At 52.8% G+C, this 25431-nt stretch carries 16 protein-coding genes; 8 read left to right on the forward strand and 8 right to left on the reverse strand.

Annotated features, from left to right (window positions below):
• Positions 1-17 precede the first annotated feature (17 nt).
• Genes KIH39_RS21790 through KIH39_RS21805 form a run of 4 tightly spaced genes read right to left on the reverse strand, consistent with a single transcriptional unit; the run spans position 18 to position 3695 of the window.
• A complete protein-coding gene (locus KIH39_RS21790; protein ID WP_213495334.1) occupies positions 18-1082 on the reverse strand; it encodes a bile acid:sodium symporter family protein in 1065 nt (354 codons plus the stop codon).
• Positions 1054-2511 carry an ATP-binding protein gene (locus KIH39_RS21795; RefSeq protein WP_213495335.1) on the reverse strand — a complete coding sequence of 486 codons (1458 nt, stop codon included), beginning with the start codon at positions 2509-2511 and terminating at the stop codon, positions 1054-1056. Before KIH39_RS21795 ends, KIH39_RS21790 begins: the two co-directional genes overlap by 29 nt.
• A 3-nt stretch (positions 2512-2514) precedes the next feature.
• Complete coding sequence (locus KIH39_RS21800; RefSeq protein WP_213495336.1) at positions 2515-3195, reverse strand: response regulator transcription factor; 681 nt, start codon at positions 3193-3195, stop codon at positions 2515-2517.
• 29 nt (positions 3196-3224) lie between these two features.
• Complete coding sequence (locus tag KIH39_RS21805) at positions 3225-3695, reverse strand: PepSY-like domain-containing protein (protein WP_213495338.1); 471 nt, start codon at positions 3693-3695, stop codon at positions 3225-3227.
• Between the two features lie 299 nt (positions 3696-3994).
• Here KIH39_RS21805 and KIH39_RS21810 point away from each other — a divergent pair, with 299 nt between their 5' ends.
• The 4 genes from KIH39_RS21810 to KIH39_RS21825 all read left to right on the forward strand — a co-directional run bounded on the left by KIH39_RS21810 (position 3995) and on the right by KIH39_RS21825 (position 10577).
• The gene (locus KIH39_RS21810; protein ID WP_213495340.1) at positions 3995-5176 is read left to right on the forward strand and encodes a site-2 protease family protein; all 1182 of its coding nucleotides are present in this window, start codon (positions 3995-3997) and stop codon (positions 5174-5176) included.
• Positions 5177-5765: 589 nt separating this feature from the next.
• Positions 5766-9005, forward strand: a complete 3240-nt coding sequence (locus tag KIH39_RS21815) for an RNA polymerase sigma factor (RefSeq protein WP_213495342.1) — start codon at positions 5766-5768, stop codon at positions 9003-9005.
• 64 nt (positions 9006-9069) lie between these two features.
• On the forward strand, positions 9070-9981 hold the full coding sequence (locus KIH39_RS21820; RefSeq protein ID WP_213495344.1) for a beta-propeller domain-containing protein: 912 nt from the start codon (positions 9070-9072) through the stop codon (positions 9979-9981).
• 74 nt (positions 9982-10055) lie between these two features.
• On the forward strand, positions 10056-10577 hold the full coding sequence (locus tag KIH39_RS21825; protein WP_213495346.1) for a hypothetical protein: 522 nt from the start codon (positions 10056-10058) through the stop codon (positions 10575-10577).
• 64 nt (positions 10578-10641) lie between these two features.
• Here KIH39_RS21825 and KIH39_RS21830 read toward each other — a convergent pair whose 3' ends face one another.
• Positions 10642-11196 carry a 3'-5' exonuclease family protein gene (locus tag KIH39_RS21830; RefSeq protein ID WP_213495348.1) on the reverse strand — a complete coding sequence of 185 codons (555 nt, stop codon included), beginning with the start codon at positions 11194-11196 and terminating at the stop codon, positions 10642-10644.
• Positions 11197-11837: 641 nt separating this feature from the next.
• Entirely contained in the window at positions 11838-13124 is a 1287-nt protein-coding gene (locus KIH39_RS21835; protein WP_246539377.1) for a PQQ-binding-like beta-propeller repeat protein, read from the reverse strand.
• A 221-nt stretch (positions 13125-13345) separates the two neighbouring features.
• Here KIH39_RS21835 and KIH39_RS21840 point away from each other — a divergent pair, with 221 nt between their 5' ends.
• Positions 13346-15160 (forward strand): hypothetical protein, encoded by a 1815-nt coding sequence (locus KIH39_RS21840; protein WP_213495352.1) that lies wholly within the window; start codon positions 13346-13348, stop codon positions 15158-15160.
• Between the two features lie 568 nt (positions 15161-15728).
• Here KIH39_RS21840 and KIH39_RS21845 read toward each other — a convergent pair.
• Complete coding sequence (locus KIH39_RS21845; RefSeq protein WP_213495354.1) at positions 15729-17063, reverse strand: FKBP-type peptidyl-prolyl cis-trans isomerase; 1335 nt, start codon at positions 17061-17063, stop codon at positions 15729-15731.
• Positions 17064-17401: 338 nt separating this feature from the next.
• Here KIH39_RS21845 and KIH39_RS21850 point away from each other — a divergent pair, with 338 nt between their 5' ends.
• The 3 genes from KIH39_RS21850 to KIH39_RS21860 all read left to right on the forward strand — a co-directional run bounded on the left by KIH39_RS21850 (position 17402) and on the right by KIH39_RS21860 (position 21949).
• Complete coding sequence (locus KIH39_RS21850) at positions 17402-17797, forward strand: BlaI/MecI/CopY family transcriptional regulator (RefSeq protein ID WP_246539380.1); 396 nt, start codon at positions 17402-17404, stop codon at positions 17795-17797.
• A 1-nt stretch (position 17798) separates the two neighbouring features.
• On the forward strand, positions 17799-19763 hold the full coding sequence (locus KIH39_RS26900; protein WP_213495356.1) for a M56 family metallopeptidase: 1965 nt from the start codon (positions 17799-17801) through the stop codon (positions 19761-19763).
• Positions 19764-19870: 107 nt separating this feature from the next.
• The gene (locus tag KIH39_RS21860; RefSeq protein WP_213495358.1) at positions 19871-21949 is read left to right on the forward strand and encodes an alpha/beta hydrolase family protein; all 2079 of its coding nucleotides are present in this window, start codon (positions 19871-19873) and stop codon (positions 21947-21949) included.
• A gap of 33 nt (positions 21950-21982) precedes the next feature.
• On the opposite strand, the gene KIH39_RS21865 is transcribed toward KIH39_RS21860, so the two are convergent.
• On the reverse strand, positions 21983-25237 hold the full coding sequence (locus KIH39_RS21865) for a sigma-70 family RNA polymerase sigma factor (protein WP_213495360.1): 3255 nt from the start codon (positions 25235-25237) through the stop codon (positions 21983-21985).
• Between the last annotated feature and the right edge of the window lie 194 nt (positions 25238-25431).

Raw genomic sequence — 25431 nt, forward strand, 5'->3', positions numbered from 1 at the left:
TTCCGATCGGCCGCTAGTCATTTCCCGGCCGACTCTTCCGGGGCTTCATTCGCCTGCAGCACCCAACCGGCAAACAGATGCTGCACCAAGTTGTAGAAGATCACCGGCAACAGCACCCGGGGGTGAGAAGAGACGGTCATCGAAGCAATCACCAGGGCCGTGCCGTTGTTGCTCATGCCCAGGCCGTACATCAGGGCCAAGCGTTGCTCGCGCGGCGATTTCAGGAGCCTCGACAATCCGTAGCCGGTGCCGAAACCGATGCCGCACATGCCGCAAACAAACAATAGCGTGATCAACAGGAAATCCCAATCGGGCTCGGCGATAGTCTGAGGTAACGAAATCGCGGCATTCGAATAGCACAGAGTCAGCAGAATGGCCGTGTTCAGAAGTTTCAGCCGGGGAAGGACGTTTGCCAGCCGAGCCGCACCGGCCAGCATCCGCACGCTAATTCCCAATAGCGTCGGCAGCAGAACGAAAGTGAGCATAAACAACATGGTCTCGGAGCCGCAGAACGAATTGAGTAAATCGAGATACTCCCCCTCGGCCATGGGGCGAGTGAAGTAGAGCGAGATCGGCGTGGTGATCGGACTAAGTAAAGTTGAACCGAGAATCAGTCCCAACCCGAGCGCCAGATCACCATCGGCCGATTGCGTCCAGGCGGCGGAAGAACCGGCGATCGGCATCGAAGCCACCAGAGCCAATCCCAGCAGAATGCACTGAACTTCCGAAGGGTTGTGCCAGTCGCTCATGGAAAGCGAGATCAGGGTCAAAAAGAGTAAGGGCACAAACAAATTGGCCAGCAGGCCCAGCACCAGAACGTGCGGCGCATAGACCAGCCGGGCTATTTGATCGACTCGAAGTCCCAGGCCCGCGTTGAAGAGCAACAGAGCCAGGAGCGTCGAGGTCAACGACAGCGGAATATGTTGCTCGCCGAGCCAGGCATGGCCGAGTTTCTGCGTGCGAATCCAACTTCCCAGGGCAGGGAAAAAGGCGGCAAGAACATAACTGAGTATCAGCAAATGCAGAAAGTGATGGTGCACGAATTCCGCAAGCTTAAACTTCCTGAGAGATAACGGGATCACAGGTTCCTTCCTCCTGAACGATCAACAACGGGAACAGAATCTGAAAGCGACTTCCCTGTCCGGGCGTGCTAGTGACCGACAACTGAGCGCCCATCGTTTTCGCAAGGCGTTGAGCGACGGCCAGTCCGAGCCCGACGCCGGGCAGACCGGCATTCCGGCTCTCTTCGGAGCGGTAAAACGGTTCGAAAATTCTGGACAGATCGTGGGCGGCGATCCCAGGCCCACGGTCGATGACGGCAATCGTCGCGGCTGAGTCGCTCGCCGCCACTTCCAGACGAATCGGAAATTCCAGCGGGGAATGTTTATTGGCGTTGTCGATCAGGTTGCCCAGCAACTGGCCCAAAAGACCGGCATGGGCCGAGACCACGACCGACTTCTCGTCGCGGAACGATAATTCCAATTTTCGTTGCGAGTAATGTTCCCGGGTCTCCTCGAGAAAAACCGGCAGCCAGACGGCGAGGTCGATCTCTGACATCATGATCGCCTGCTTCTCCGAGTCGGAACGAGCCAGAAATAACAGCATCTCCGTAATCGATTGCAGATTTTCCACTTTCTGGCCGAGCAGACGCAGGACGCGCTGATACTCTTCCACGGGGCGCTCGCGGCGCAGGGCGACATCAATCGAACCTTTCAGCACGGTTAACGGCGTGCGTAACTGATGCGAAGCTTCGCCGGCAAATTGCTTCTGGCGTTCATAGGCATCGTGCACCCGGCTCAAAAGATCGTTGAAGCTCGTACCCAGCTCTTCCAGTTCATCCCGGGTTTGCGGATGCGGCAGGCGATCCGCCAGATCTTCCGTGGAAATTTCTCGGGCCACCGCGGCCATCCGGCTCAGAGGGCGTAAGGCCCGTCGACAGATCCAGCGGTTCACAAAAAAGGTCGCCAGCCAGACCGACAACGAAATGCCGCTCAACAGCGACGCGAGATTGCGGAGACTCTCGTGAATGGCATTTTTCGACAGCCCGGCATAGATCATCAGCGAATAGTGATGCCGGCGCGCATCGGCGATGGGCGTAGTGGCCGAGATATTTTTCGATTGCAGGTGACGACCGGTCAAAATTCGATCCGCTCGTTCCAACTCGGTCAAATCCTGCCCGTTCCAGGTCAGCCGATTTCGATCTTTTCGCATTTGCTCTGCGCTGGGCAGATCGGAAGAATCGACGAGAGCGTCGTTCTCATCCCAGATGGCCCAATGGATCTGCTCGCCATCAGCGAAGAAATGCAGATCGTGCGCGGCCCGATCCCATTCCAGTCCTTCCGGTTCATCTTCCACTGCGGCGGCCAGCGTATTGATGGCGGCCGAGAGCCGTTCGCTCGCATGGGAAAATTCGTGGTTCTGCTTGAGAAAATAAAGCAGTAAAGAAAAGCCGATCAGAATCAGCGCCAGGGTGATTTGAAAGAAAACCGAAACGCGGTTGGTGATGGTCATGCTCTAGCCCCCGGAATCCGCTTTTCCGAGGTAGTAGCCGCGGCCGCGTACGGTGAAGAGAATGCGCGGACCGTGCGCTTCCAGCTTGCGACGCAGTTCAGCGATGTGGACTTCCAGCGAGTTCGAAACGCCGTCGTAGCGGTCGTCCCAGACTTGTTCGTAGATTCGGGTGCGTGTCAACACTTCGCCGACATGCCGGAGGAAATAAGCGAGCAGGGAATATTCCTTGGTCGTCAGCACCAACCGTTTCCCCGCCCGTTCGGCGTAGTGGGTGCGCGGATCGAGCGTTAAATCTTCGAACTGCAGGACCGGTTTGGCCTGCCGTTCGTGGCGTCGGCTCAGGGCCAGGACACGGGCCAGCAATTCTTCGAAGGAAAAGGGCTTGCAAAGGTAATCGTCGGCCCCCTGATTTAGACCGGTCACCCGGTCGGCCACGGTGTCGCGGGCCGTCAGGAACAGAATCGGAGTGGTACCACTTTCTTCGCGGTAGTTTTTGAGAATCTCCAGCCCGGTCATCTTGGGAAGAGCCCAGTCGAGGATCACGACATCCCATTTTTCGTGGCGCAGCCGGTACCAGCCTTCGGCTCCGTCGGGAGCATGCTCCACGACGAAGCCTTCATCGCGCAGGCCGATTTGCAGAAACTCTGCAATCCCCGGATCGTCTTCCACGATCAGTATTCGCATGGCCTCGCTCTCACCCGGAGTGGGATGGACTACTTTTCTTCTTTGGCTTCGGTAATTTTGCCATCCTTGCCGATGGTCAGTTCCACTTTCTTATCGCCCTTCTTGACGAGGATTTCGTAAGTGACGGTCTCTCCCTTGGTGACTTCTTCCACTTTGCTGATCGTGTAGCCGTCGTACTTGGCTTTGATGCTGTCCGAAACAGCTTTCGGGAGATCCTTGGCTTCCATTTCCCGTTCCACGGCTTCGATTTTACCATCGGAGGTCAGGGTCACTTCCAGCTTTTCGCCCTTGAATTTGATGATCACTTCATAACTGGTCACATTTTTCTCAACTTCCTTGGAAGCTTCCACCAGTTCCGCGCCCTTGTACTTCGCTTTCACCGCTTCCAACACGGCTTTGGGCAGCTTGTCGAGGGGAATTTTGTCATCGTCGGCCTGCAAGCCTGCGACTTGCAGGAGGATGGCCAGCACGGCTACCAGACTGAGTTTGAATGTACGCATCGCGATTCTCCCGATTTCGGTCGCCGGTCTTTTTAATCTCCAGGGCCAGCGACCCTGTAGTAGAAGATATCCGAACCCACTGAAATCTCCGTTAACCAAAGATAAGAAATTCTCTTAGGAAGGAACATGCAAATTGCTCTGTAACGCCGGACATTCTTGGTGATTTTACCGATCCCGCTTTCGGAATGGCGGCAGATCGTAACGGGTTGAGGCGATAGCGTTTTCTTTTTTTTGCCGACTCTGCTAAGATAATTTCCAGAGTTTGGATGCAGGATCGACAACTTGTCGGGTAGGATGAGATGCGGGAACCGATGAATTGGTCGTTACCGCTGTTCCGCGTATTTGGGATCAGTGTCAACGTCCATGTCTTTTACATTGTCATGACGCTCGGCCTGCTCCTGCGCGCCTGCTCCCAGTCTCCTGATCGCTGGCTCGATTTTCTGCTCGTCTCCGTCGTCATGTTGTTCGTGATCATCCTGATGCACGAATTCGGACACTGCTTCGCCGCCCGTTACGTTAAAGGGGAAGCGGATGAAATTCTGATGTGGCCTCTGGGCGGGCTGGCGTTCTGCCGTCCCCCGATGACCCCGTTGGCCCATTTCATCACGGCTATCGGCGGGCCGCTGGTAAATTTTGTCTTTTGCTTGATCGCCGGTACCGCATTGCTGATTGGCGGCTTCACCGCGCCGATGAATCCCATCCGAACGCTCTCCGCCTACGATCCGCTGCTTTACAACTTCCACGATGGCCGGACTTACACCACGGCCAATGTTCCGGTTCTGGTGCGCAGCGATACCGAACGGGAAGTGAACCCCGTGGCCTACAATTTTTACCCGAACGGCAAAATCCAAGTCAAGAACCGGCTGAGTGACCGCGAATGGGTCGACGCGAAATATCTGACTACCGAGCCACTGCCAACCTGGGCTTTGTGGACGGCCAGATTCTTCTGGTTAAACCTTTTCCTGTTCTGCTTCAACGTCTTTTTGCCGGCTTTCCCTCTAGACGGTGGCCGTATTCTGCAAACGATCGTCTGGGGGAGATCGGATTACGAAAAAGGAACGCTCATTGCCTGCTATGCGGGTCAAATCGTGGGCATGGCGATGATCATTCTTTCCATCTGGCTGGATTACCCGATCTCGCTCCTGGCGATTTTCATCTGGTACTGCAGCTACATGGAGATGAAGAAGATTTATCAGCCCGAGGGCGACGGCATCTACGACACCTCCAAGGGCTATCTGGCCTTCGAGGAAGGGGATGTGCCCGTCCGCCGTGCTCCCAAGCAAAGCTTCATTAAGCGCTGGTTGCAGGCCCGGGCCGCGAAGCGGATTCAACGGGAGATTGAAGAGCAGCAGGCGGATGATGCCCGCATGGATCAGCTTCTGGAAAAACTGCATCGCGTTGGCGGCCGTACGGGTTTAACCGCTGAGGAAAACCGCTTTTTGGATCGCATGGCCCAACGCCTCCGCAAGAAGGACGAGTAGTTCGAAGACGGAAGGTTAATAGTGGAAAGTGGATAAACGCGACTAACAATTTATAGCAATTTAAAAGAATCGACCTCAACAAGCTAGAGATCAATTCAGTCGTAGATTTTAAATGAAATCTAGGGCGTAGAATCTCCAGCATGGGGTGATATTGGAACAAATTTCCTCAAGTCTACTAATGGATTGTTGGCAGAAAGTGGTTCTGGTGGAGTGGAATGCGATTCATTCCAAGAATGCGAAATACTCTCGGCCAGATTTTCGCAGCCAGAACAGAACAAAAATAGCACTGTGGCGAGTCGGGCAAAGATTTTCACCATATTAGGCAGCTTCCCCAGTTGGGAAATTAATCGAGTACATGATTAAATTTTCTAGCCATACTGCAAAGTCAGTGAAATAGCGTTCATATGAGAATCAATCAAGTCCAACCCGGCTGTCAATAACTTCGCCGTTGCACCACTCAATATCTCCTTCCCCGTCTCATTTTGCCTTCATGATTTTCCAACAGAATTTTTCCCCGTCCCTCAAAAATTGATCGCAGATATCCCTTCCCTCGGCGACTATATAGCGGAAAGCGACAGGAGGGCTTGGGATGTCGAACATGCGAGTAGGCGCGATCGTCCAGCATTTGCGTCAGCTGATGGAAGAGGATCGTTATCGTCAGGCGAGCGACGGCCAGTTGCTGCAGGGGATACTGGTCCTGTCCGATCCCGGGGCGTTTGAAGAGCTGATTCGCCGTCATGGTCCGATGGTGAGTGCGGTGCTGAATCGTTCGCTGGGGAATATCCAGGATGCCGAGGATGGTTTTCAGGCGACGTTTTTGATTTTGGCCCGCAAGGCTCATTCCCTTCGACAGCAGTCTTCGCTGGGGAGTTTTCTGCACGGCATCGCCTTGAGAGTCGCCTTGCAGACGCACCGCGCCCGAATCCGCCGGGAAAAGCACGAGAAGAATGCCGTTCGAGAAATAAGTTCTTCCAGTCCTCCGCAGGACGCGATTCGCAACGAGATAAAGACTCTCCTGGATGAGGAAATTCAGAAGCTGCCGGAGAAGTATCGAGAGGCTTTCTGTCTTTGCATTTTAGAGCAGAAGACGATAAGCGAAACGGCCGCTCGTCTCGGGATTAAGGAAGCCACGGTCAGCAGCCGTTTAACTTGGGCCCGGCAGCGACTGGGGCTACGATTGAAGAAGCGCGGCGTCGATTTGAGCGCCCTCCTAGCCTCCGCAACTTTGGCTGGCTCGGCTTCGGCAACGCTAATTCAATCCACAGTTCAAATCGGTTTAGCCTTTGCCATTCGCAAGGTGGCTCTAAGCAGTGTGACCTCGGCTTCGGTGGCCGGGCTGGTGCAAGGAGTTACCAAGATGGTTATTCTTCAACGGATTATGTCCGTCAGTGCGGCGGTGGTGTTGCTGGGTGTGCTGGGCTACGGCGTGCAGGCCGGGCTAAGTTCGGTGCCTGGAAAACCGGAGTCCGACAAAGTACCAGAACCGCTGGTGGTGAATGAGCCCCAGGACGATGCAAAAGATCAGAAGGTAACTTTGAAGGGCACAGTAAGTCTGCCCAATGGTCAACCCGCGCGGGGAGTGAAGCTGCTTTGCGATCCGAAGGTGGTAACGCTGGTGAATCCGCAGAAGGAAGGGGCTGCCGAAATCGAGTTGCCCGAAGGGAAGTTTGAAATTCGGGCGGATGCGGGTAGCGGAGAGTTTTTAGTCTTCCGTCTGTCGAATTATGGATTCATGCATGTGGCGATTAATTCTCTAGATACGACTCAGGAAGCGAAGATTGTAATGCCGAAGGAGGAGATCATCCGCGGGACGGTGCAATTTGAGAACAACCGTTTTGCCGAGGGTGCAAAGCTGATTCCGGTGCGGATATCGAAGTTCAGCAAGGGGAGAAAGGAGTTTCTGAATTTATTGATTCAGTCAAATAACATTCGGGATTCAGAGGATAACACTCAGGGTATCAATCAGACTTTAGACATTTCGAAAAACCCAGAACTTTTGAAGAGTATCGGAGAGATCGTCAGCGATTCGCAAGGGAATTTCACAATTCGAGGAATTGCGGAAGATCGAGTTGTCGAGTTTCGGTTAGCAGGCGATAAGATTGTTGAGAAGGAACTCAAGATTGTAACGACAAAATATCTGGATGTCGCGAGACTCAATCGCCTGAAATCATTCTATAACCCATTCTTATCCGTGATCGTTGAAACACCTCGTCAAATTCGCGGACGTATTATGAGTCAAAATAAACATGGATTATCGCATATAGAAGTATCATTATGGAAGGAACAAATTCTAGGTCGGAGTGGCATCAAACCGGTTTCTACCCCTACAGAATTGATGGTTAGTTCCATTACGGATCGGGATGGAAAGTTTGCTTTAAAAGTACCTGAAGGGCAACCGTCAGAAAATTATTTCCTCCTACTACGTATGTCGTCTGATTATCCTATTGATCTCGAGTATGGAATTATTCCCACTTGGTCCAAACTGGAGGCTCAAGTGATTCCTCAATACTTCGAGAAAGAATTGTCGACAACAACTCTCATCGCTGGAAGCGTAAAAGATGAGATTACTGGAAAAAAACTCCCTGGCTTTATCCAGATCGAACCTTTATTTGGCAGTAAAACGGAAGAAAAAAATGACATTCCTATTCATTTAACGAATCTCCAATTGTCGAATTATATTTCACGCATCGATAACGAAGGGAAATATCGATTGGCTTTGGAGCCCGGATTGTACCTTCTTACCGCGCACATTCAGTCTAATTCTTCCAATATAGCAGCTTTTGCCCAGCCCTATCCTCTCGCAACACCAGATCCTCGCTATCCCGATTATTTTACTCAGGAGGCGGAAGGATGGAGTTTTTTTAAAGCCCAAGGGGGTATCGCGAAGCTTCGCGGCCATTTCGCAAAAGTTATAGAGGTTAAAAAAGATACGAAGAAAATTAATCAAAACATCTTGCTCGAACCTGCGAAAGCAAAAACTCTTTCTTTTCTCGACGAGAATGGACAACCTATTTCAGGCGTGAAAGCCATCAGTTCTGGTCCAGCACTCCGATATATCGATCCAGACGCTAATAGGGGGACTTTGCGAACATTTGAAATAGATGTAAGCGCCTTAAGTGTAAAACCCGATCAGGCTCTCGAAGGAAATCGGTGTAAACTCTACAATCTTGGGAAAATTCCGCAAACCGTTATTGCAATACAAACAGAAAAAAAATTGGCTGGTATTTTTAAGATATCTGATAAAGACCCCGAGATCATCAACCTAAAGCTGCTGCCATTAACAACGGTCAAGCTTCAGCCGCAATACAATATAGACTCCACCAAATATCAACTCGAACCAAATATATCGTTAATCTATACGCATGAACTATTATCTAGTTTTCTATCAAACAAAGATCTTCAGACTCTGATATTACCGCCTAGCAAAAAGCAAAATGGTCAGATAATGATTGCAGACGTAATACCCGGAACGGAATTTTTCATTACGATCGCCAAAAAAGATCCGACATATATTCTTGCACCATATGTATTCGGAGAATTGGCCGCAGGATCTTTTGGTGGAGCACGAGGTGGACCTGGGGGACCACTCATTGGGCGTAGAAGAGGTCCTACGGGTGGATTTGGAGGGGGTTTTCGTGAGGACGAAGAAGATCGCGAAAAGAAGAGTTATGGATACGGGCAGTCCCGTTACCTGAGCAAAATGCGAATGGAAAACGATAAAACCTCGCCTCCCCTCTTCACCGCCCAACCCGGCAAGACGCTCGATCTCGGCGAGATGAGCTACAACCTCGAGAAGGGCTACTTCGAGCCCGTGGCCAAGAAGAAGTAATCCCAGAACGCTGGCTTGTTCGCCCCCCATGCGTAATATGACACTCTTACCCGGAGTGTCTATCATGCGCTTTACTCTCTCCTGTTTTTTGTTACTGGGACTTGGGAACTGGTTAACAACTCCCACCCGCGGCGAAGAGCCCGCGAAAATCACCCATTCTTTCCTGGCCACCGGAGGCGAGACCTATCTGCTCGATGGTTCGGGCAAGGAACTCTGGAAATATCCCGGTTCCACTCGCGATGGCTGGGTACTGCCCAACGGCCATATCCTATTGGCCCTTTCCAAATCGAAAGAGCATCCGCACGGGGCGATTGTCGAAGTGACCCGTGAAAACAAGGTCGTTTTTCAATTCGAAGGTTCCCAATCGGAAGTGAATACCGCGCAGGCTCTGGAAAACGGCAATTACCTGCTCACTGAAGCGGGCGACAAGCCCCGCTTGATGGAAGTAAATCCTCAAGGAAAAGTTGTCGTGGATGTGCCGTTGAAGGCTCAGACCAAGGACCACCATTTGCAAACCCGCATGGCCCGCAAACTGCCCAACGGAAACTATTTGGTGCCTCAGCTTCTGGATCAGGTGGTGCGCGAATACAACGCGAAGGGCGAGGTGGTCTGGGAAGCCAAGACCCCTAATTGGGCCTTTACGGCCATTCGTCTCCCCGATGGTCATACGCTCATCGGCTGCACGCACGGCAATCAGATTGTCGAAGTGGATGCCAAGGGACAGAAGGTTTGGGAACTCAATAACGATGACCTTCCGAATAAGCCGATCAAGGATGCCTGCGGTGTGCAACGGTTACCCAACGGCCATACGGTTTTCACCAGCTACGCCGCCCGGCCGGGGGAATTGAAGCTGCTGGAAGTTACACCTGACAAGAAAATCGTGTGGACCTACACGGACAAACGCGGCGCAGGCATTCACACGTTTCAGATCCTGGATACTAACGGGAAAGTGCTGGACGGCCCGGCGATGAAATAGGCTTGCGACCTGATCCGTCGGGAATTAATCGGAAGATTGTCCTTTTCGCACACAAACTCGCTCAAGAGGTCGGTATGAAAATCCGAATCATCAGCCTGATTGTTGTCGTTGGAATTCTTCTGACTTTAATTGCTATTCCTCTGGTGCAGAATCATTTGCAGGCTGCGAATCGTTTGAAAGTGGAGCATCGCTATTTGCTTGTGACTGTCGATGGCCCAGCAGATTGGCAAAATCAACACGCTGTCAGTTTGATTTGGAAGGAGAAGAAGATTTTCCTGCCGATTTTGATAAAAGTCGCACATGACAATGAGATTAGGATGGGAGCGGAAGCCAATAGTATCGTTGTAAAATCGGAGAAGTTCGAAGTTCAGATCCAGCCGGAGAGTACTTTTCTGGCGTCAAATAGGCCAGTCGTTACGTTTATTCCCGAAGGGCGATTGGACACGAACGCCTTTTCCATTGCGACTTGGGTAGTCATTTCACCCCAGAGGATGCCGCTCGAGAGGAATTCTAAAAATCTCGAGGACGAACTCGCGCAAAAGGTGCAGAAATTGATCGCGGATGGAAATATTCTCGATTTGAGTTCCACCAAGTGAGTCTATCACAAGCGAATATTCATTCTCGAACAGCCTATTCAAGGAGTTTGACCAACGCGTTTCTTCAGCGATTCGCCGCAAGCAGATTGCAGAAGAGAATTCCTTGACCAATAGCATCCTCAAGGGCCTTGTGGTTGTGCGGCTGGTTCTCGAACCAATGTTTGGGCATATTTTTCTTTACTGCTTTCTTATAGTCGCATTTGAGCACGGCCATCGCGTAACTCTTGATATCCAGTGCTGAAAAGGAGAAGGGCGATTCTCCGGCGAATCGAATCATGTACCAATACATGAACAGAAAATCGAAGCCCGCTGGGTAAGCCACGAAAACCGGCTTGCCAGGAAGGCTTTTCACCCAATTCACGTAGGATTTCATCGCCGCGTCGGGTTCTTGCAGATTGGTATGACAGGCGGCCCAGGCTTCCGGCTGAGTATTCCACCATTCTTTTGTGGTGGGATCCTCGACGGCTCCCGGAAGTGTCGCCAGGTTCGCTTCAAAAGTACCCAGGAGGGTCTTATCCGCTGCAAAAGCCGCCGAGCCGAAACTGAGCATGGAATTGGGACCCGGGATGGGCCCATCGGTTTCAATGTCCGTGCTAATGTAAATTTCTGTTTGAGGCACTCAAGGACTCCATGTGTCTCCTAGACTGAAGTTAAACCGGTGCTAGGCACTAGGCGAGATCTTTTCGCTCTGAATTGCAGGTTTTGAATCAGGCACAAGGTTGGAGATGGCTTTCTGCAAACACCATTTTTCAGTAAGTACAGAAAGGACAAAAATAAAAATACAAATTGGAACGAAGATCAAACCAAATATCCAGATGCGATCCAAAGATAAAATCAGCAGAGACCCTAGACAAAAAGTAAATGTGTTCCAGAAAAAGTACAAATAAAATAAATTAATTCCAATCGAATAATATATCCTCGTTCCACCTTCGATCGATTCAAATTGACCAGTCAGTTTCAGACTAAGACTAAAACTAGTCCTTAATTCATGATACGCTATCTTTCTATAAATCTGAAAGCCGGTCTCACTAACGTTACCGCGTATTAGTGCTGAATAGTTTGGATTCAAATAGGGGTTGTCGAAGATGAAACCCGGAATACCTGAGGCGGGAGATTCCTCAAATTTCTTCTGGAACCGCTCGATCAGAACGGGGATCGGCTCTTTAGTGAATAATTCGTAGTGAAAGGGCATGGATTTCTCGAAAAATGGCGCCGACAAGCTCTTCGTCCACCAAAGAGCTTGCCTCGCAAAATCAACTTCTAGTTCGTCCCACTAATGTCGTAGCAGTAAATCAGATCGTAGTTGCGTACGAACAGTTTTCCATTAGCCACTACCGGATGCGGCCAGTTCTTGCCACCCTTGTGGGCCAGAGAAGTCAATTGCGGCAATTCAAAGCGCCCCTTCTCAATCCAGCCTTTCGGTGAGGCCTCGATCATCACAATCGTTCCTTTATCCTCGGCCTGCAGAATGAAATTTCCATTGGCGTAAGTGATGCAACCCTTACCGAGTTTCTTCGAACTCCAGACCGGCTCTTCAGATTCCTTCAGGAAATCCAGGCACTCCCAGATGCCTCCTTTATCGTTGAAACCGTAGATCTTGTCATTCACTCGAACCACGCCGCCATGATGGTTGATCATCGCTTTGTTGGCGTAGACCTTCTCGGCCTTGGTACCGTCGCCGTCCTTGCTGAGCTTGATCAATTCACAACCGACCTGGTAACCGGTCGTGCAGAAGACGTGATGATCGTAATACACCGGTGTGGGGATCACGGCGGTCCGCCGTCCGAGATTCTTCTGCTGCCAGAGTAGCTTGCCGTCCGAGGCACGGACGCCGAAGGAGCTTTCCATCGACTGCTGAATGTACTGTTTCACACCATCCACATCGGCGATGATGATCGAAGAGTAGCCCGCACCGTCCTTGAGTTCCTTGCAGGCCCAGATCGTCTCCCCGGTCGTTTTGTTCAAGGCAACTACCGCGCCTTTGCCGCCGCCGGGGGTAAGGACCACTTTATCGCCATCGATCAGCGGCGATTCCGCGTAGCCCCAAGTTGGTATGCCGCCGCCAAAATCCTTCACCAGGTTCTTATTCCAAACCGGGCTGCCGTCTTTGGTGTTCAGGCAGACCAGGTCTCCCTTGGCACCCAGCACGTAGAGTTTATCGCCGTCAACCGTGGGGGTGCCGCGCGGGCCGTTGCCGTAACCGAAGTTATACTTCCCGTCGGTGGTGCCCAGCGCGTGCTTCCAGACTTCCTTGCCGGTTTTTTCATTCAGGCAAAGGACGTATTCATCTTTGCCGGTATCGACATCGTCGCTGCCCATCAGGTAAACGAACCCTTTGGCGACCGAAACGCTGCCATGCCCGGTGCCGGCTTTATCGAATTTCCACAGCAGCTTCGGGCCGGCTTTGGGCCATTCTTTCAGCAGATGCTTTTCTTCGGAAATGCCATCGCGGTTGGGGCCGCGCCACTGCGGCCAGTCGGCCGCTAGCGCAAGACCCGTGATTCCCAGCGTACTTGCCAGACTGACTACTAATCGACCCAGTTTCATGAATGTCACCCAGTTCCGAATGGAAATTATGGAAGGAAGTTTCGGCCCCTAGGCCGTCAAGCCTTGGGAGAGATGTTGTGATTTTAGCTGGCGGTGAAAAGTAGTAAAAGAAAATAAACTACTCAATCTGGCCCGGATGCCGTTCGTTTGCGCTGTATTCCGCTGCCTTTTCCGATTAAAATAAAAGCGATTTCCTCCGTGCCGCCACTGAGTTTTGAACCATGAAAAAAGCCTCTCTCTGTCTGGTCCTGTTATGCTGCTTGGGATTTTTCTGCCCGCTACCGGCTCAGAGTCCGGCGGCGGACTCCGCCAAGAAAAGCGATAGCAATGCGTTCGACGCCAAATCGGTCTACCTGGAGCTGTTCAAGAGCGGCAAACTGTTCGATAAGCGTGAGTACAAGACGGTGCGCGCGGCCGTCTGCAAGGCGTTCGAGCAGGCCCACCGCGTCGATATCAAGGAAGGGCTGGGAAAGGACGCCGAGGCGATGAACGAATGGTTCGCCAAGAACGTCGATATCAAGGAAGAGTTTTACACTGCTCTGGATGAAAACTACGACGATCTGATCCAGGCCATCAGCCTGTTTCGCAATATGTGGAAGGCCAATCCGGAAGCGGTGAAGAACTATCCCAATCTGGCGATTGCCGTGGCCGTGGTGTGGGATAAGCCCGGCGAAGATCTCTACGATTATCGCGGCCATCAGGTGCGAACGCATAGCCTGTTGCCGGCGGGCGTCAACAAGATTACCGCCCTGGAAAATTTTAAATATTTCGTCGATCAGGCCAAGGCAATTCAAGCCAAGGAACCGGCCATCCGCATTCAATTTCTGCCCTGGGAGTTTCAGGTCTATCTGGTGGATACCCGCACGCCGATCCAGGAGCGGGAATGGGCCGTGCAGAACTATCTGCCCAAAAGACAGCTGATTGGCAAAGCCTATTTCGATTGCAAGTACGATACGGAAATGCTGCAGAGTGGCGGCGAAGTCTGCAAACTGGCCGGGAAGCCCTACACGCTGGAAAGCCTCAAAAATTACGGCGGAGTTTGTGCCATGCAGGCCGACTTTGCGGCTCGGGTGGCGAAAAGTCTGGCCGTACCCGCAGCGTACGTCGGCGGCGAATCGGCCACGCTCGATCTGCACGCCTGGGTGATGTACGTACAGGTGACCGGAGTGCAGAAGGATAAAGTGAACTTCCTCCTCGAATCGGAAGGGCGCTACGGTACCGACAATTACTACACCGGTAACTTGAAAGATCCCCAGACCGGCCAGCAGATTCTCGATCGCGACATGGAACGCCGGCTCAGTGCCGTGGCGCAGGATCGCGTCGGTAAACGGCTCTCCGACCTTAACATGCGCATCTATCAGGTACTTCTGGACGAATTGAAGGCGCAAAAGAAACGCATCGCATTTCTCGACGCGAATCTGAAACTCTGCCACTACAACGAAGGGGCCTGGCTGGAATTCGCGGAGATGGTCAAAAGCGGCGATCTTTCAAATTCCTCCGATTTGAAGTCGGCTGTGCTCAGCCACTGGAATTCGATGCTGGTGAACTTTGCGAAATATCCTGACTTCACCTGGAAAGTCTCGCCCGATCTCGCTTTGATCAACAAGGAAACCAAGCCGGAGCGCAATTCGATGTACAAGCGGTTGATCGATCTCTACGAGAAAGGCAACCGGCCCGACCTGGCTTGCGATGCCCGGTTGAAGCTGGCCGAGTTTCAGCAGGAAGACAAGCAGTACTCCCAGGCGGCTGTCGGGTTGAATCAGACCATTCAAAAATTCCCGAACGAAGGGCGCTACATACCGAAATTGATGAAGGCCCTCAACGAAGCGTGCGGAAAATATCCCGAGGGCAAAGCCTATCTCACCAAGGCCTACATCAATCTGGTCACGAACATCAAGCCCAAGCGCGGCGCGGAACCGACCAAGTATGCCCTGGCGATGTACAAGGAAGCGGTTGAATTTTTGGAGAAGGATAAGAAGAACGACCAGATCGTGAAGCAGATCCGCAATCAGATGAATCAATTATCTGGCCGCTAAAAAAAAGGAGCCTGCTGTTGAAGGAAACCCTCGTCAACGCTGCAAATGTGCTTGTGCCAGCATACTTGGCTCTCATCAAAAAAGGTTATTCAGTGAAACGCTTGAGTCCCTCCAAGCACGGGAAGCCAGAGGAATGGTGTGCAACGAAGGGTCGGGATCGCTTCCTTGCAGAAGATACTTTGAGTTTACTGGGAATTGTGTCGCTATACGAGCTAAGAGGTCATCCGTGGCAGGCTTCGGACATTGAGATTGAGTCTTTCTTCGAGCAGTTCCCTTAGTTCCGCCGACATTCCCAACGAAAAGAGAATTTTTGACCCGATAATACAAACCGATTTACGCAAAATACAGCCGGCTCTTCAGTTCATCTTCTGAGCCGAACCTCTCCAAAGTTTCGTTGAGACTAAACCAAATACTTTTTCGGGATTTCTCAGAATCCTTGAGTTAACACCAACCCATGAGAAATCACATTGAAATACATGGGTCGTTCCGGTTCGTTTATTTGCAATTATCTCGAATTCTAATGCAACCCCGGTTCGACCACCTGTTGTTGGATACTTTTGGCCGTCGCTCAATTGGTCGCGATGAGCTTGACTTCGAAGATGAGGTCCGAATTCGGAGGAATCGAAGTTCCCGAACCGGTCGAACCGTAAGCGATGGCGGCCGGCAGATACATGAAGCGGATGCCGCCCAGTTGCATGCCTTGCAGACCTTCCTTGAAGCCCTGAATCAACCCGGAAGGGCTGAACACAGCCGGTGAACCACTGGTGAGCGAGGAATCGAATACCGTTCCATTGCTGACCAGCCAGCCGGTGTAGAAGACCGAGACCGAAGTCGTGTTCGCGTTCACCGCAGCGCCCGAGCCCACGGAGACATCCCAAATCTTCAGGCCGTCGGTACCCAAAGCTTGGAAGCTCGAGGAGTTGGCGGCTGGCATGGTGCTGGAAATGCCCTGCGCGGTTCGCAGCGACTGGATCGAGGTTGAAGCCGAAGTATTGCCGATCCCCGAGCTGTTCTGAGCGGCGCCCGTCGCCACCGATACCGAAACCACACCATCGGCCGTCGGGATGACACCGAAGGTATAGGTGGTCGAGTTCACGGCGGTGAAATTCGTGACCGTGCCATTGGTGGCCGTGATGCCCGAAGCGCTAAATCCGGTGACCGGTTGCGAGAACGTTGCGGTGTAGGTGATTGGCGAGAGCAGGGTTGGGTTACCGGTCGTGGTAGAGAGTACCACCGTCGGGGCAACGTTACTCGGCGGCGTGACAGGCGTGGTCGACGAAGGTGGGGAACCCGGACCGAAGCTGTTCACCAGATAGCCTTGTTCGAAATTATTGCCGACACTGCCGTAGCTGTTGCTGCCGCTACCGCCGTGGATCAGGACTTCGCCGCCGAAGTCATTCCCGGCCAGGGCCATGTAGTTGTTGCCGTTACCAGTTACCAGGGAGAACATCTGGTTGATCGTGGTATCGGTCAAAGTAATCGTGTTGTTGCCCGCCCCGACGGCGATCACGGCTCCTTCATTGGCCGAGACACCCAGCAATTGAACCGAGTTGTTACCATCGCCGGTCATCAGCATGATCGTGTCTTGAGCGTTCAGGCCCTTGAGGACGATCGCATTATCGCCGCCGCCGTCGACGATGTGATAGCCCTTGCGAATGCCCGACACCGTTACGGAGCTGGTGCCGTTGATGGTCGTATTGGAGTTCAGAGCGGTAATCGTGGCGTCGGTGCCCCCGTAGCTCGCGATCTGGAATTGGTTCGATTGCGAATCCCCCAGAACGTAGAGGACGCCGTCGAAAACCTGTGCGGCGACGTTGCTCGAAAGTACCCGACGGTCTTCGAGAGCTTCCACGCTCGGGCGAAAGCGGAACGGGACGGAATTGACAATTTTCTTAGAACTCATGAGCCTCTCCACGGATGACACAGCACCAAGATAATCGGAAGATCTGGGATCGGAAATCACTCCGCAATACCGGTAAAAGATCCCAATTCAGTAAGCCAAGCAAACCGTAACACTTATGACGATGTTGCCGGTAGGGCCGTTTGGGTTTTTCGCCCGTTTTTTCTACGCGATCGGTACATTTTACCCATACGAGTGTCCTAATCCAATTTTGACCGATATCCACCTGTTAAAACCGGCTTATTTAGCCAATCGAAAATTCTCATCAATTTCTCCCTTGACCTGAATAGACATTCTGTCTTATGATGCTCGAAGACAATTTGTCTTAAAGGAGTTTGGCCATGGCTCGGACGGCTCGGGATGTGACGGATGCGGAACTGGCAATCCTGGAACTGTTGTGGGCGAACGGCCCGTGCAGCGTTCGCCAACTGGCGGAAATCCAACAGCAGGCGGGAGCCCCGACGCAGGCCGCCACCGTGCAGAAGTTGCTGGAACGACTGGAAAGCAAGGAGTGGGTGGAGCGCCGGCGGGACGAACCGGTGATGCGATTCTCTGCCCTGGGAAATCGCGACGATCTGATCGGCCAACGGCTGCAGTCGATCGCCGAGCAGCTTTGTGAAGGATCGCTGACACCTTTGCTGACTCATCTGGTGAAACAAGAACGGCTCACCAATAAGGACCGCCAGCAGCTCAAGCAGTTGATCGAAGATCTCGACAGCAAGAAGAAGGGGGTGTGAGATGAACTCGCTCATCGAACTTCAGCTTCGTAATGCCCTGGCGGCCAGCCTCCTGGCTGTGATTGTCTGGGGGGTCTGCCGGTTCGTCAAGCGACCGGCGGTACAGCACACACTCTGGATGCTGGTGCTGTTGCGCTTATTCATGCCTCCGATCTGGGCGGTGGAACTGCCGCACTGGCCGACTCGCGAACCGGAGGTGTTGGCGAAAGTGAAACCGCCGGAAATTCCGGTGGAGAAGCCGGTTCAGAATACGGAACCCGATCCCAGGGATCTGATCGAACCGAACTTGGCCGCGAACACCAATATTCCCACGCTCCCGGAAACGGCCTTCGATCAACAAGAATCGATACTCCCCGACGTTACGGCTGCCACGTCGGTGCCCCAGGTGGCCGAGGAAAAGCCAGCCCTCGTGCTCGCTGAGCCCCAGGAAAGCACTCCCCGAATCTCTTTTACCCTGTGGGATCAGATCCTGACGATCTGGCTGGCCGGTTTTTTGATTCTGCTGACTTTGGGTTTATATAGGGTGCTGCAGTTTCAACGGCTCTTGCGGCTTGCTGAACCGGCCGATGGCGATCTTCACGCCCGGCTCGATCGTCTGGCCGCGCAATTACGGCTACGTAACACACCGCCGATTCTGATGGTAGCCGGGACGCTGCCGCCGATGCTCTGGCAGGGGAAGATTATTTTCCCTCGCCAACTGAAGGCTCTCTTATCCCCGGCCGAGTGTGACGCGGTTCTGCTGCACGAACTGGCGCACCTGTCGCGCGGTGATGGCTGGGTGCGCTATCTGGAATGGACGGCTTCCCTCGTCTATTGGTGGTTCCCCTTGGTGCGGTTTATCCGCAAGCAGCTGAGGGCGGCCGAGGAACTCAGTTGCGATGAAGTGGTGATCGCCCGCTTGCCCGAACGAAAAGCTTACGCCACCGCGCTGGTGGAAACGGCTGGTTTTCTGAACGGTCCGTGTCTCGCTGTGCCGCAGTTGGCCAGTGGCGCGGGTCCGGTTCTTTCTCTCCAACGGAGGATCGTGATGATTATGCAAAGTAATAACCGTCGGCGCAGCCGAACGGCCTGGTTGTTCAGTTTGGCTCTGGGAGTGGGAGGGTTAACCCTTTCACCCATCTATGCCCAGCAGCCTGCGCCGGCAGCACCGTCCGGTATTCCGGCCACCCGGGCGGAAGCTCCCTCCGATCCGAGAGCGAAAGAACAATCGACGGAAGATCGAATCCGCGAGACAGATAATCGAATCCGCGATCTTCAAAGACAGCTGGCTGAAGAACAGCGAAAATTAGCTCAAGAACGGGCGCAAAAACCGAAAGGCACGCCGGAAGAGATCGAAAAAGCCCGGAAGGAACTGACGGAAATCCAGACGACACTGCGTGAGATGAATCAAAAAATGATCAAAGCTATGAATCATCTCATGGAATTGGAAGGTCGATCCGGTGCTGCGGGTGGCTTTGCCTTCGGCGGTGGAACTGCTGGTGGAGGAGGTTTTGGTGGTAGTTTCGGTGGCTTCCGCGGTCCGGGCGATGGCGGCTTCGGCGGTCCGGGCGGTGGCTTCGGTGGTCTGGGCGGAGGTGGCGGCGGTGGCGGCGGTGGCTTCGGCGGTGGTGCGATAGGGGGTAGGAACACGGGTGGGAGTACAGGCCCAACTCCACCGGCGCCTCCCGCTGCCACTACTCCAGCCCCGGGCGGACGTTTGGGCGGACCAGGCGGTCCTCCCGGCATGACCGGTCCTGGAGCATCGGGAGCTCCCAGCATGGGGGGACCAGGCGGGTTCGCGGGGCCAGGTGCCCCTTCCGCGGACGCCAACCCCGATGCGTTCGGGCAACCGAGCAGTACTCGACGTGCGAGTTCTCCCGAGAATGCTCGCGTTCAAAGCGAATTAGCCCAAATGAAGAAGGAAATGAGCGATCTTCGCAATATGATGATGGAAATGCGCGAAATGCTCAAAGCGAAGAAGCCTTAATCCCCACTGAACTTCTCTGCAGCTCGCGCGGCCACGATGCCGGGATGAGCTAATGATCCTCTTGCCATCCGTGTCGTGGAGTTCCTCCCTCCGACACGGATTTTTTTATGAAGCCACTTTCTCTCCCGCTTTTCGGTCTCTTATTCGTTGTCTTCGCGGCTCGGGCCGACGATCCCTCCCGTGTCCTACCCGCCGGGGAAAAATCTACCCATCAGCGCACCGAACTCGTCGATCTCTACAAGAACTACTTCCCTTTTACTCCCCCGGCCACCAAACAGGAATGGGAAAAGCGCCGGGATTTCGTGCGGACGCAGGTACTGGTAGCCAACGGCCTTTACCCATTACCCGAAAAAACACCGTTGAACCCAGTCGTGCACGGCAAGGTCGATCGCGAGGAATACACCGTCGAAAAAGTCTATTTCGCCAGCCTGCCGGGCCATTATGTAACCGGGAATCTCTATCGTCCGAAAACGCGCGGCAAACACCCCGGTGTACTTTGCCCGCACGGCCACTGGGCCGATGCCCGCCTGATGGTCGAACCGGATGCCGTGGCCAAAAAGCAGATCGACAGCAATGCGGAAAAATATATGCCCAACGCCAAGCAGTTTTTGCAGGCGAAGTGTGCCCAGCTGGCTCGCATGGGTTGCATCGTCTTCCATTACGACATGGTTGGCTCGGCGGAAAGCAAAGCCATCCCGCACCGCGAAGGTTTCAAGGATGTGCAGGCCGAACTCTGGCAGCAGAATTTCATGGGCCTGCAAACCTGGAACAGTATCCGCTGCCTCGATTTCCTCGAAACTCTTCCCGATGTTGACATGAAGCGCATCGGCGTCACCGGCGCCAGCGGCGGCGGCACGCAAACTTTCCTTCTGGGCGCGGTCGATGACCGGGTCAGCTGCATTTTCCCGGCCGTGATGGTCTCCACGGCGATGCAAGGCGGCTGCGTCTGCGAAAATTGCTCTCTTTTGCGAGTGAACACTGGCAACATCGAGTTGGCGGGAATCTTCGCCCCGAAGCCGATGGCCATGAGTGGTGCCAACGACTGGACGAAGGAAATTGAAACCAAAGGTTACCCGGAATTGAAGCAGCTCTATAAGCTCTACGGCGCGGAAGAAAAAGTGTTTGCCCGCGCCTGGCCGGAGTTTCCGCACAACTACAACCTGCATGCCCGCGAACTGATGTATAGCTGGTTCAGCAAATATCTGCTGGGTAAAGACGAGAAGATCGTCGAGAAGGAAATCGTCCCGGTGGCGCCCAAGGACCTGATGTGTTTCGACGCCGAGCATCCTCGGCCCAAGGATGAAACCAATGCCGACGGAGTTCGCAAGTGGTTTACGGAGCAAAGCAAAAAGCAGCTGGAGAAGATGGAGGCGAAAACTCGCCTGGCCGGTCTGAAGGCCTTGGTTTGCGATCAATTTCCCACCAAGGACGAGTTGAAAGTTGTGAAGATGTTTCCTGAGGAGAAGCTCGCCGATGGTACCCGCGTTCACAAGATCATTGTCGGCCGGAAGAATGAAAAAGACGCGATTCCCTGTGTAGGACTGGTGCCGGTCGGCTATCAGGGCACGGGCGTGATCTGGGTGCATCCCAAGGGCAAAGCCAGTTTGTTCGATGAGAAGGGGGAACCGGTGGCTGAGGTGAAAGCCCTGCTAGCGAAGCAGATCGCGGTGATGTCTTTCGACAGTTTCCTGACCGGCGAACTGGCCAGCGATAAACCTTATACGGTGGATAAGGTCTATGCCGGGTTCACCTTCGGTTACAATCGTTCGATACTCGCGAATCGGGTACACGACACTTTGACCGCTCTGAGTCTAGTCAAGAACATGATCCAGCCGAAGCGAGTATTCCTCGTGGGTTGGGAAAGTGCCGGTCCGCAAGTGGTGATCGCCCGGGCGCTGGCGGGGGATGCCGTCGAGCGCACCGCCGCCGATCTGAATCAGTTCCAGTTCGAGAAGATCTCGGCCATGAACGATGCCAACCTGCTGCCCGGCGCTTTGAAATACGGCGGCCTGAGTGGCATGTTGGCGCTCTGTGTTTCGAATGAGCTGCTCGTATATAACCCGTCGGATGCAAACGTGACCGCGTTGGCGAAGGATGCCTACGCCGCGGGCAAAACCGAGGATCTGTTTGTCGTTAAGCCAGAAAAGCCGGAGAAAAAAGACGTGCTGTCGTGGTTGACGAGGTAGGAACTCGGTAGCTCGCTAAGGGACGGCCGATCCTTATCGGAACGTCTCGGCGAGCTTCTTGGCCTCGGGAGTACCGATGTAATCGAACACCTGTACGGCCCGGAGTTGCTTCAAATACTCTGGGGATGGGGTGCCGATGCTTTCCAAAATCGTTTTAAGACGGCCACGTCCTTCGACCCCGACGATCTGCTCGGCCTTAGACAACTCTTTAGGTATTCTGTCGGCAATCTTCACTAGCTCGGCGGTCGCTTTTTCCCGTGCCGCGAACCTGTTGGAATCGAGATCTTTGATCCAGTTTTCCACCTGTTTCGGATCGGGTGCGGGAAGTGGCTTCAAATTCTTCCGGATAACTTCCAGAGCCAAATTGGGATTAGAAGCCAAAGCGCGAATGGCCTGGAAGGCTTTCTTAGCATCTTCATCACCTAAGTCTTTGAACGATTGTTCCGGGTCGCACTTCAAAGGCTGGGTGGGAATGACTTCCCAGATATAGCAGGGGGCGTCTTCGCTGGCAGCGACCAGGAGTTTTCCGTCAGGCGAGAAATTTCCGGAGACAGAGGTCTTATGACCTTCGAATGCGAACATTTCTTTTCCAGTAGCGACTTCCCAGAGTCGTAAATGACCGTCAGCATCACCGGTTGCGAGCAATTTTCCGTTTGGTGAAAATCCAATCCAGATTCCAGGATTACCAAAAAGCTGGCTATGACTGGGAAGAGTTTGAAATCTTTCTCCTTTGGCTAGGCTCCAGATAGTCACTGAGCAGGGATTCGAGTTGCCTTCACTTGAAGCGGGATTAGTTGATGCACTATTACAGGCTAGGTACGACCCACCCGGGGAGATTGCAAGTTGGCGATAGATCAGCGTAGGGTCGGTAATAGCTAGAATTTTTTTTGTGTTCTCGACATCCCAGACACTTATCTCATAGTGTTTCTGATTTTCTTGATACCGATTTGTAATCAATTTCCTTCCATCGTTCGAAAGAAGAAATTTTTCAAATCCATTCAGTTGGTCTGGTGTAAAATGGGCAATTTGTTTTCCCGATTTAACATCCCAAATGAAAATCGCCTTGTCTAGCCCACCGGTAGCCAATCTCGATCCATCCGCCGAGAATGATTTTTGAAATGGATAATCCTTGTGGCCCACTAACTCGTGAAGCACTTTGCCAGTGCTGGCCTCGGCAATTAGAAGCGTATTTGGCGACTGAGATGAACTCTTATCCATTTGTTTGTTGAAGACTTTTAATTTGCAATCTGCTGAGTACGTAATGGACGCTCCGAATTCGTAGTTCGGCTCTTTGGTTCTGCTAATTGTTTTTCCTGTTCGCCAGTCGATACTTGTTAGAAAGTGCGATCTGGTGAGTATGAGTGACTTTCCATCAGACGAAAAAAGACTTTCAAAGAAGTCCCGCTGTTCGGGTGAATTAGGTAAATAGTTTCTAGTACTTAAATCCCAGAGACTAATAGTACTACTGCCAAAAATTATACCTGTCAAACTGCTCCCGTTTGGAGAGAAAACGAGGTCTTGCTGATAGTGGAAAGAGTGTAATCTACCGATTTTATTTAGACTGACCGCATCAACTATTTCAATGAAATTACCTTGTCCGTTCCCCACAACAATCAACTTTCCATCGGGAGAAACGTCTATACAACTCGCATAAGTATCGACTTTGGCCGAGCGGAGCATTTTTTTAGAATGAATGTCGATGATCTCGACATTTCGAACGAAATTTTCGTTTCGACCTGTGAGTAAAACGAGGTTTTGGCCATCATCGAGAAAACGGACCCGATATAGAGAGTCTACCGGCGCCGGAATAGTTCCGATATTTCTTAGGGTAGCTACTTCGAATATCTGAATGGATTTGTCTGGCTTACCAGCGAATACAAATCGATCACCTTTGGTTGTGAATGCGAGTTCGATTTCACGGGAGTCCGTAATAGTGGCAACTCTATGAATGACTTTACCGTCGGTTAAAGATCGCAGTTCGATCGATTCATTCTGCCAGATATAAATAGCATTCTTGCCATTCGGAGTGATTTTAACAGCGACTAAACGGTGCGATAATTTGGGATCGAGTCGCAAATCAAAATTAGCGATTTCTTTCTGCTCTTCGATGTTCCAAATTCTAATTGCCTTTTGGTCTGCTATGAAAAGCTTCTTGTTATCCTGCGAAAAACCGAGCGAAATCTCTTTTGAGGATAGTACTCCCTGGGATCGGGGTTCAGACGGTTGTTGGATACGAAGCAATTCCTTCCCTTTTTCACTATCCCAAATGCGAACCGTAGAATCCTTAGGATCTAGCGAGGCCGAAGCCAGCATCTTGCTATCGGGAGAATAGGCCAGCGCTACAACCTCTCCCGCATGCCGAAATCTCTGCGTTCCTAGGCGCACGAGAGCCCCCGGCGGCAACGGCGCGCCTTCGGGATCGATGTAATTCTTTTCCGGCGGCATCTCCAACGGCTTCTGCACGGCCTTCTCAGAGGGCTTTTCCTTCTCCGGTTGTTGCGAGTTTAGGGTGTTGTAAACTGTTCCCGAGACCAATAAGACGCTGGCCGCGATGAAGGCCAGGCTCTTCTTGAAAGCGAGCGCTCCCACACCTCCCGCGAGTGGCAAAACCGTCGAGGATAATGCGGGTGCAAGAATCGCCGAAGCATTGATAGTGTTGGGAATAGTGGAAGCCAGTAGCGAAGGCAGAGCAACCACTTTAAGTCGCGTACGCAAGCGTTCCCGGGCCCGGGACAATCTTGAATCCAAAGTGCCCACCGGAATTTTGAGCTCGCAGGCCGCCGCTTCCCGAGAACGCCCCTCGAGTTCGCATAACACCAGAGGATCGCGGTAGCGAGAAGGCAAACGGGTAATTTCGGCATCCAGGATTTGAAGGATTTCCCGAGAGATCGCGGCCTGCAAGGGATCGCAGTGAATTACTTCCGATCTCGCCGCCTTCTGTTCATGACTCGACCGGCGTTTTTGACCGCGCCGTACATTGAAAGCCACCCGGTAGGCAATGCGATGGAGCCAACCCGCCAGATTAGAACCGCGATGCAAAATATTGGCTTTTCTAGACAGGATCACAAACACGGCCTGGCAAGCATCTTCGGCTTCCGCCGGGTTCGGGAGCAACCGGTTGCAGACGCCGTACACCATCGGCGCATGTCGCCAGAAAAGCAGGTCGAAAGCCAGGGAGTCGCGATTTTGCACGTAACGCTCGAGCAGTTGCGCATCGGTTACCGCCGCCGCTTTCATTTCAAGATCGGCACGCAGCGAATGAATCAGCGACTTAAGAATCGGCGTCATGCAGGCGGTCTCCTGGGGGCTATCCAACAAGATAACACCGCTCGAACCGCAAACCATTCCGTATTTTTGTATTTTCAGGCGATGTTTTTTCGTCTTGGAATTGGATCGTTAGCTGATCTGCAGAAGGCGTCTGACTCTCAACTTCGCCATCGAGACAAACTCATTTAACGTCGAAGGCGAAATTGACTACTCGC

Origin of the sequence: Telmatocola sphagniphila (assembly GCF_018398935.1) — a bacterium.
GTDB classification, from domain to species: domain Bacteria; phylum Planctomycetota; class Planctomycetia; order Gemmatales; family Gemmataceae; genus Telmatocola; species Telmatocola sphagniphila.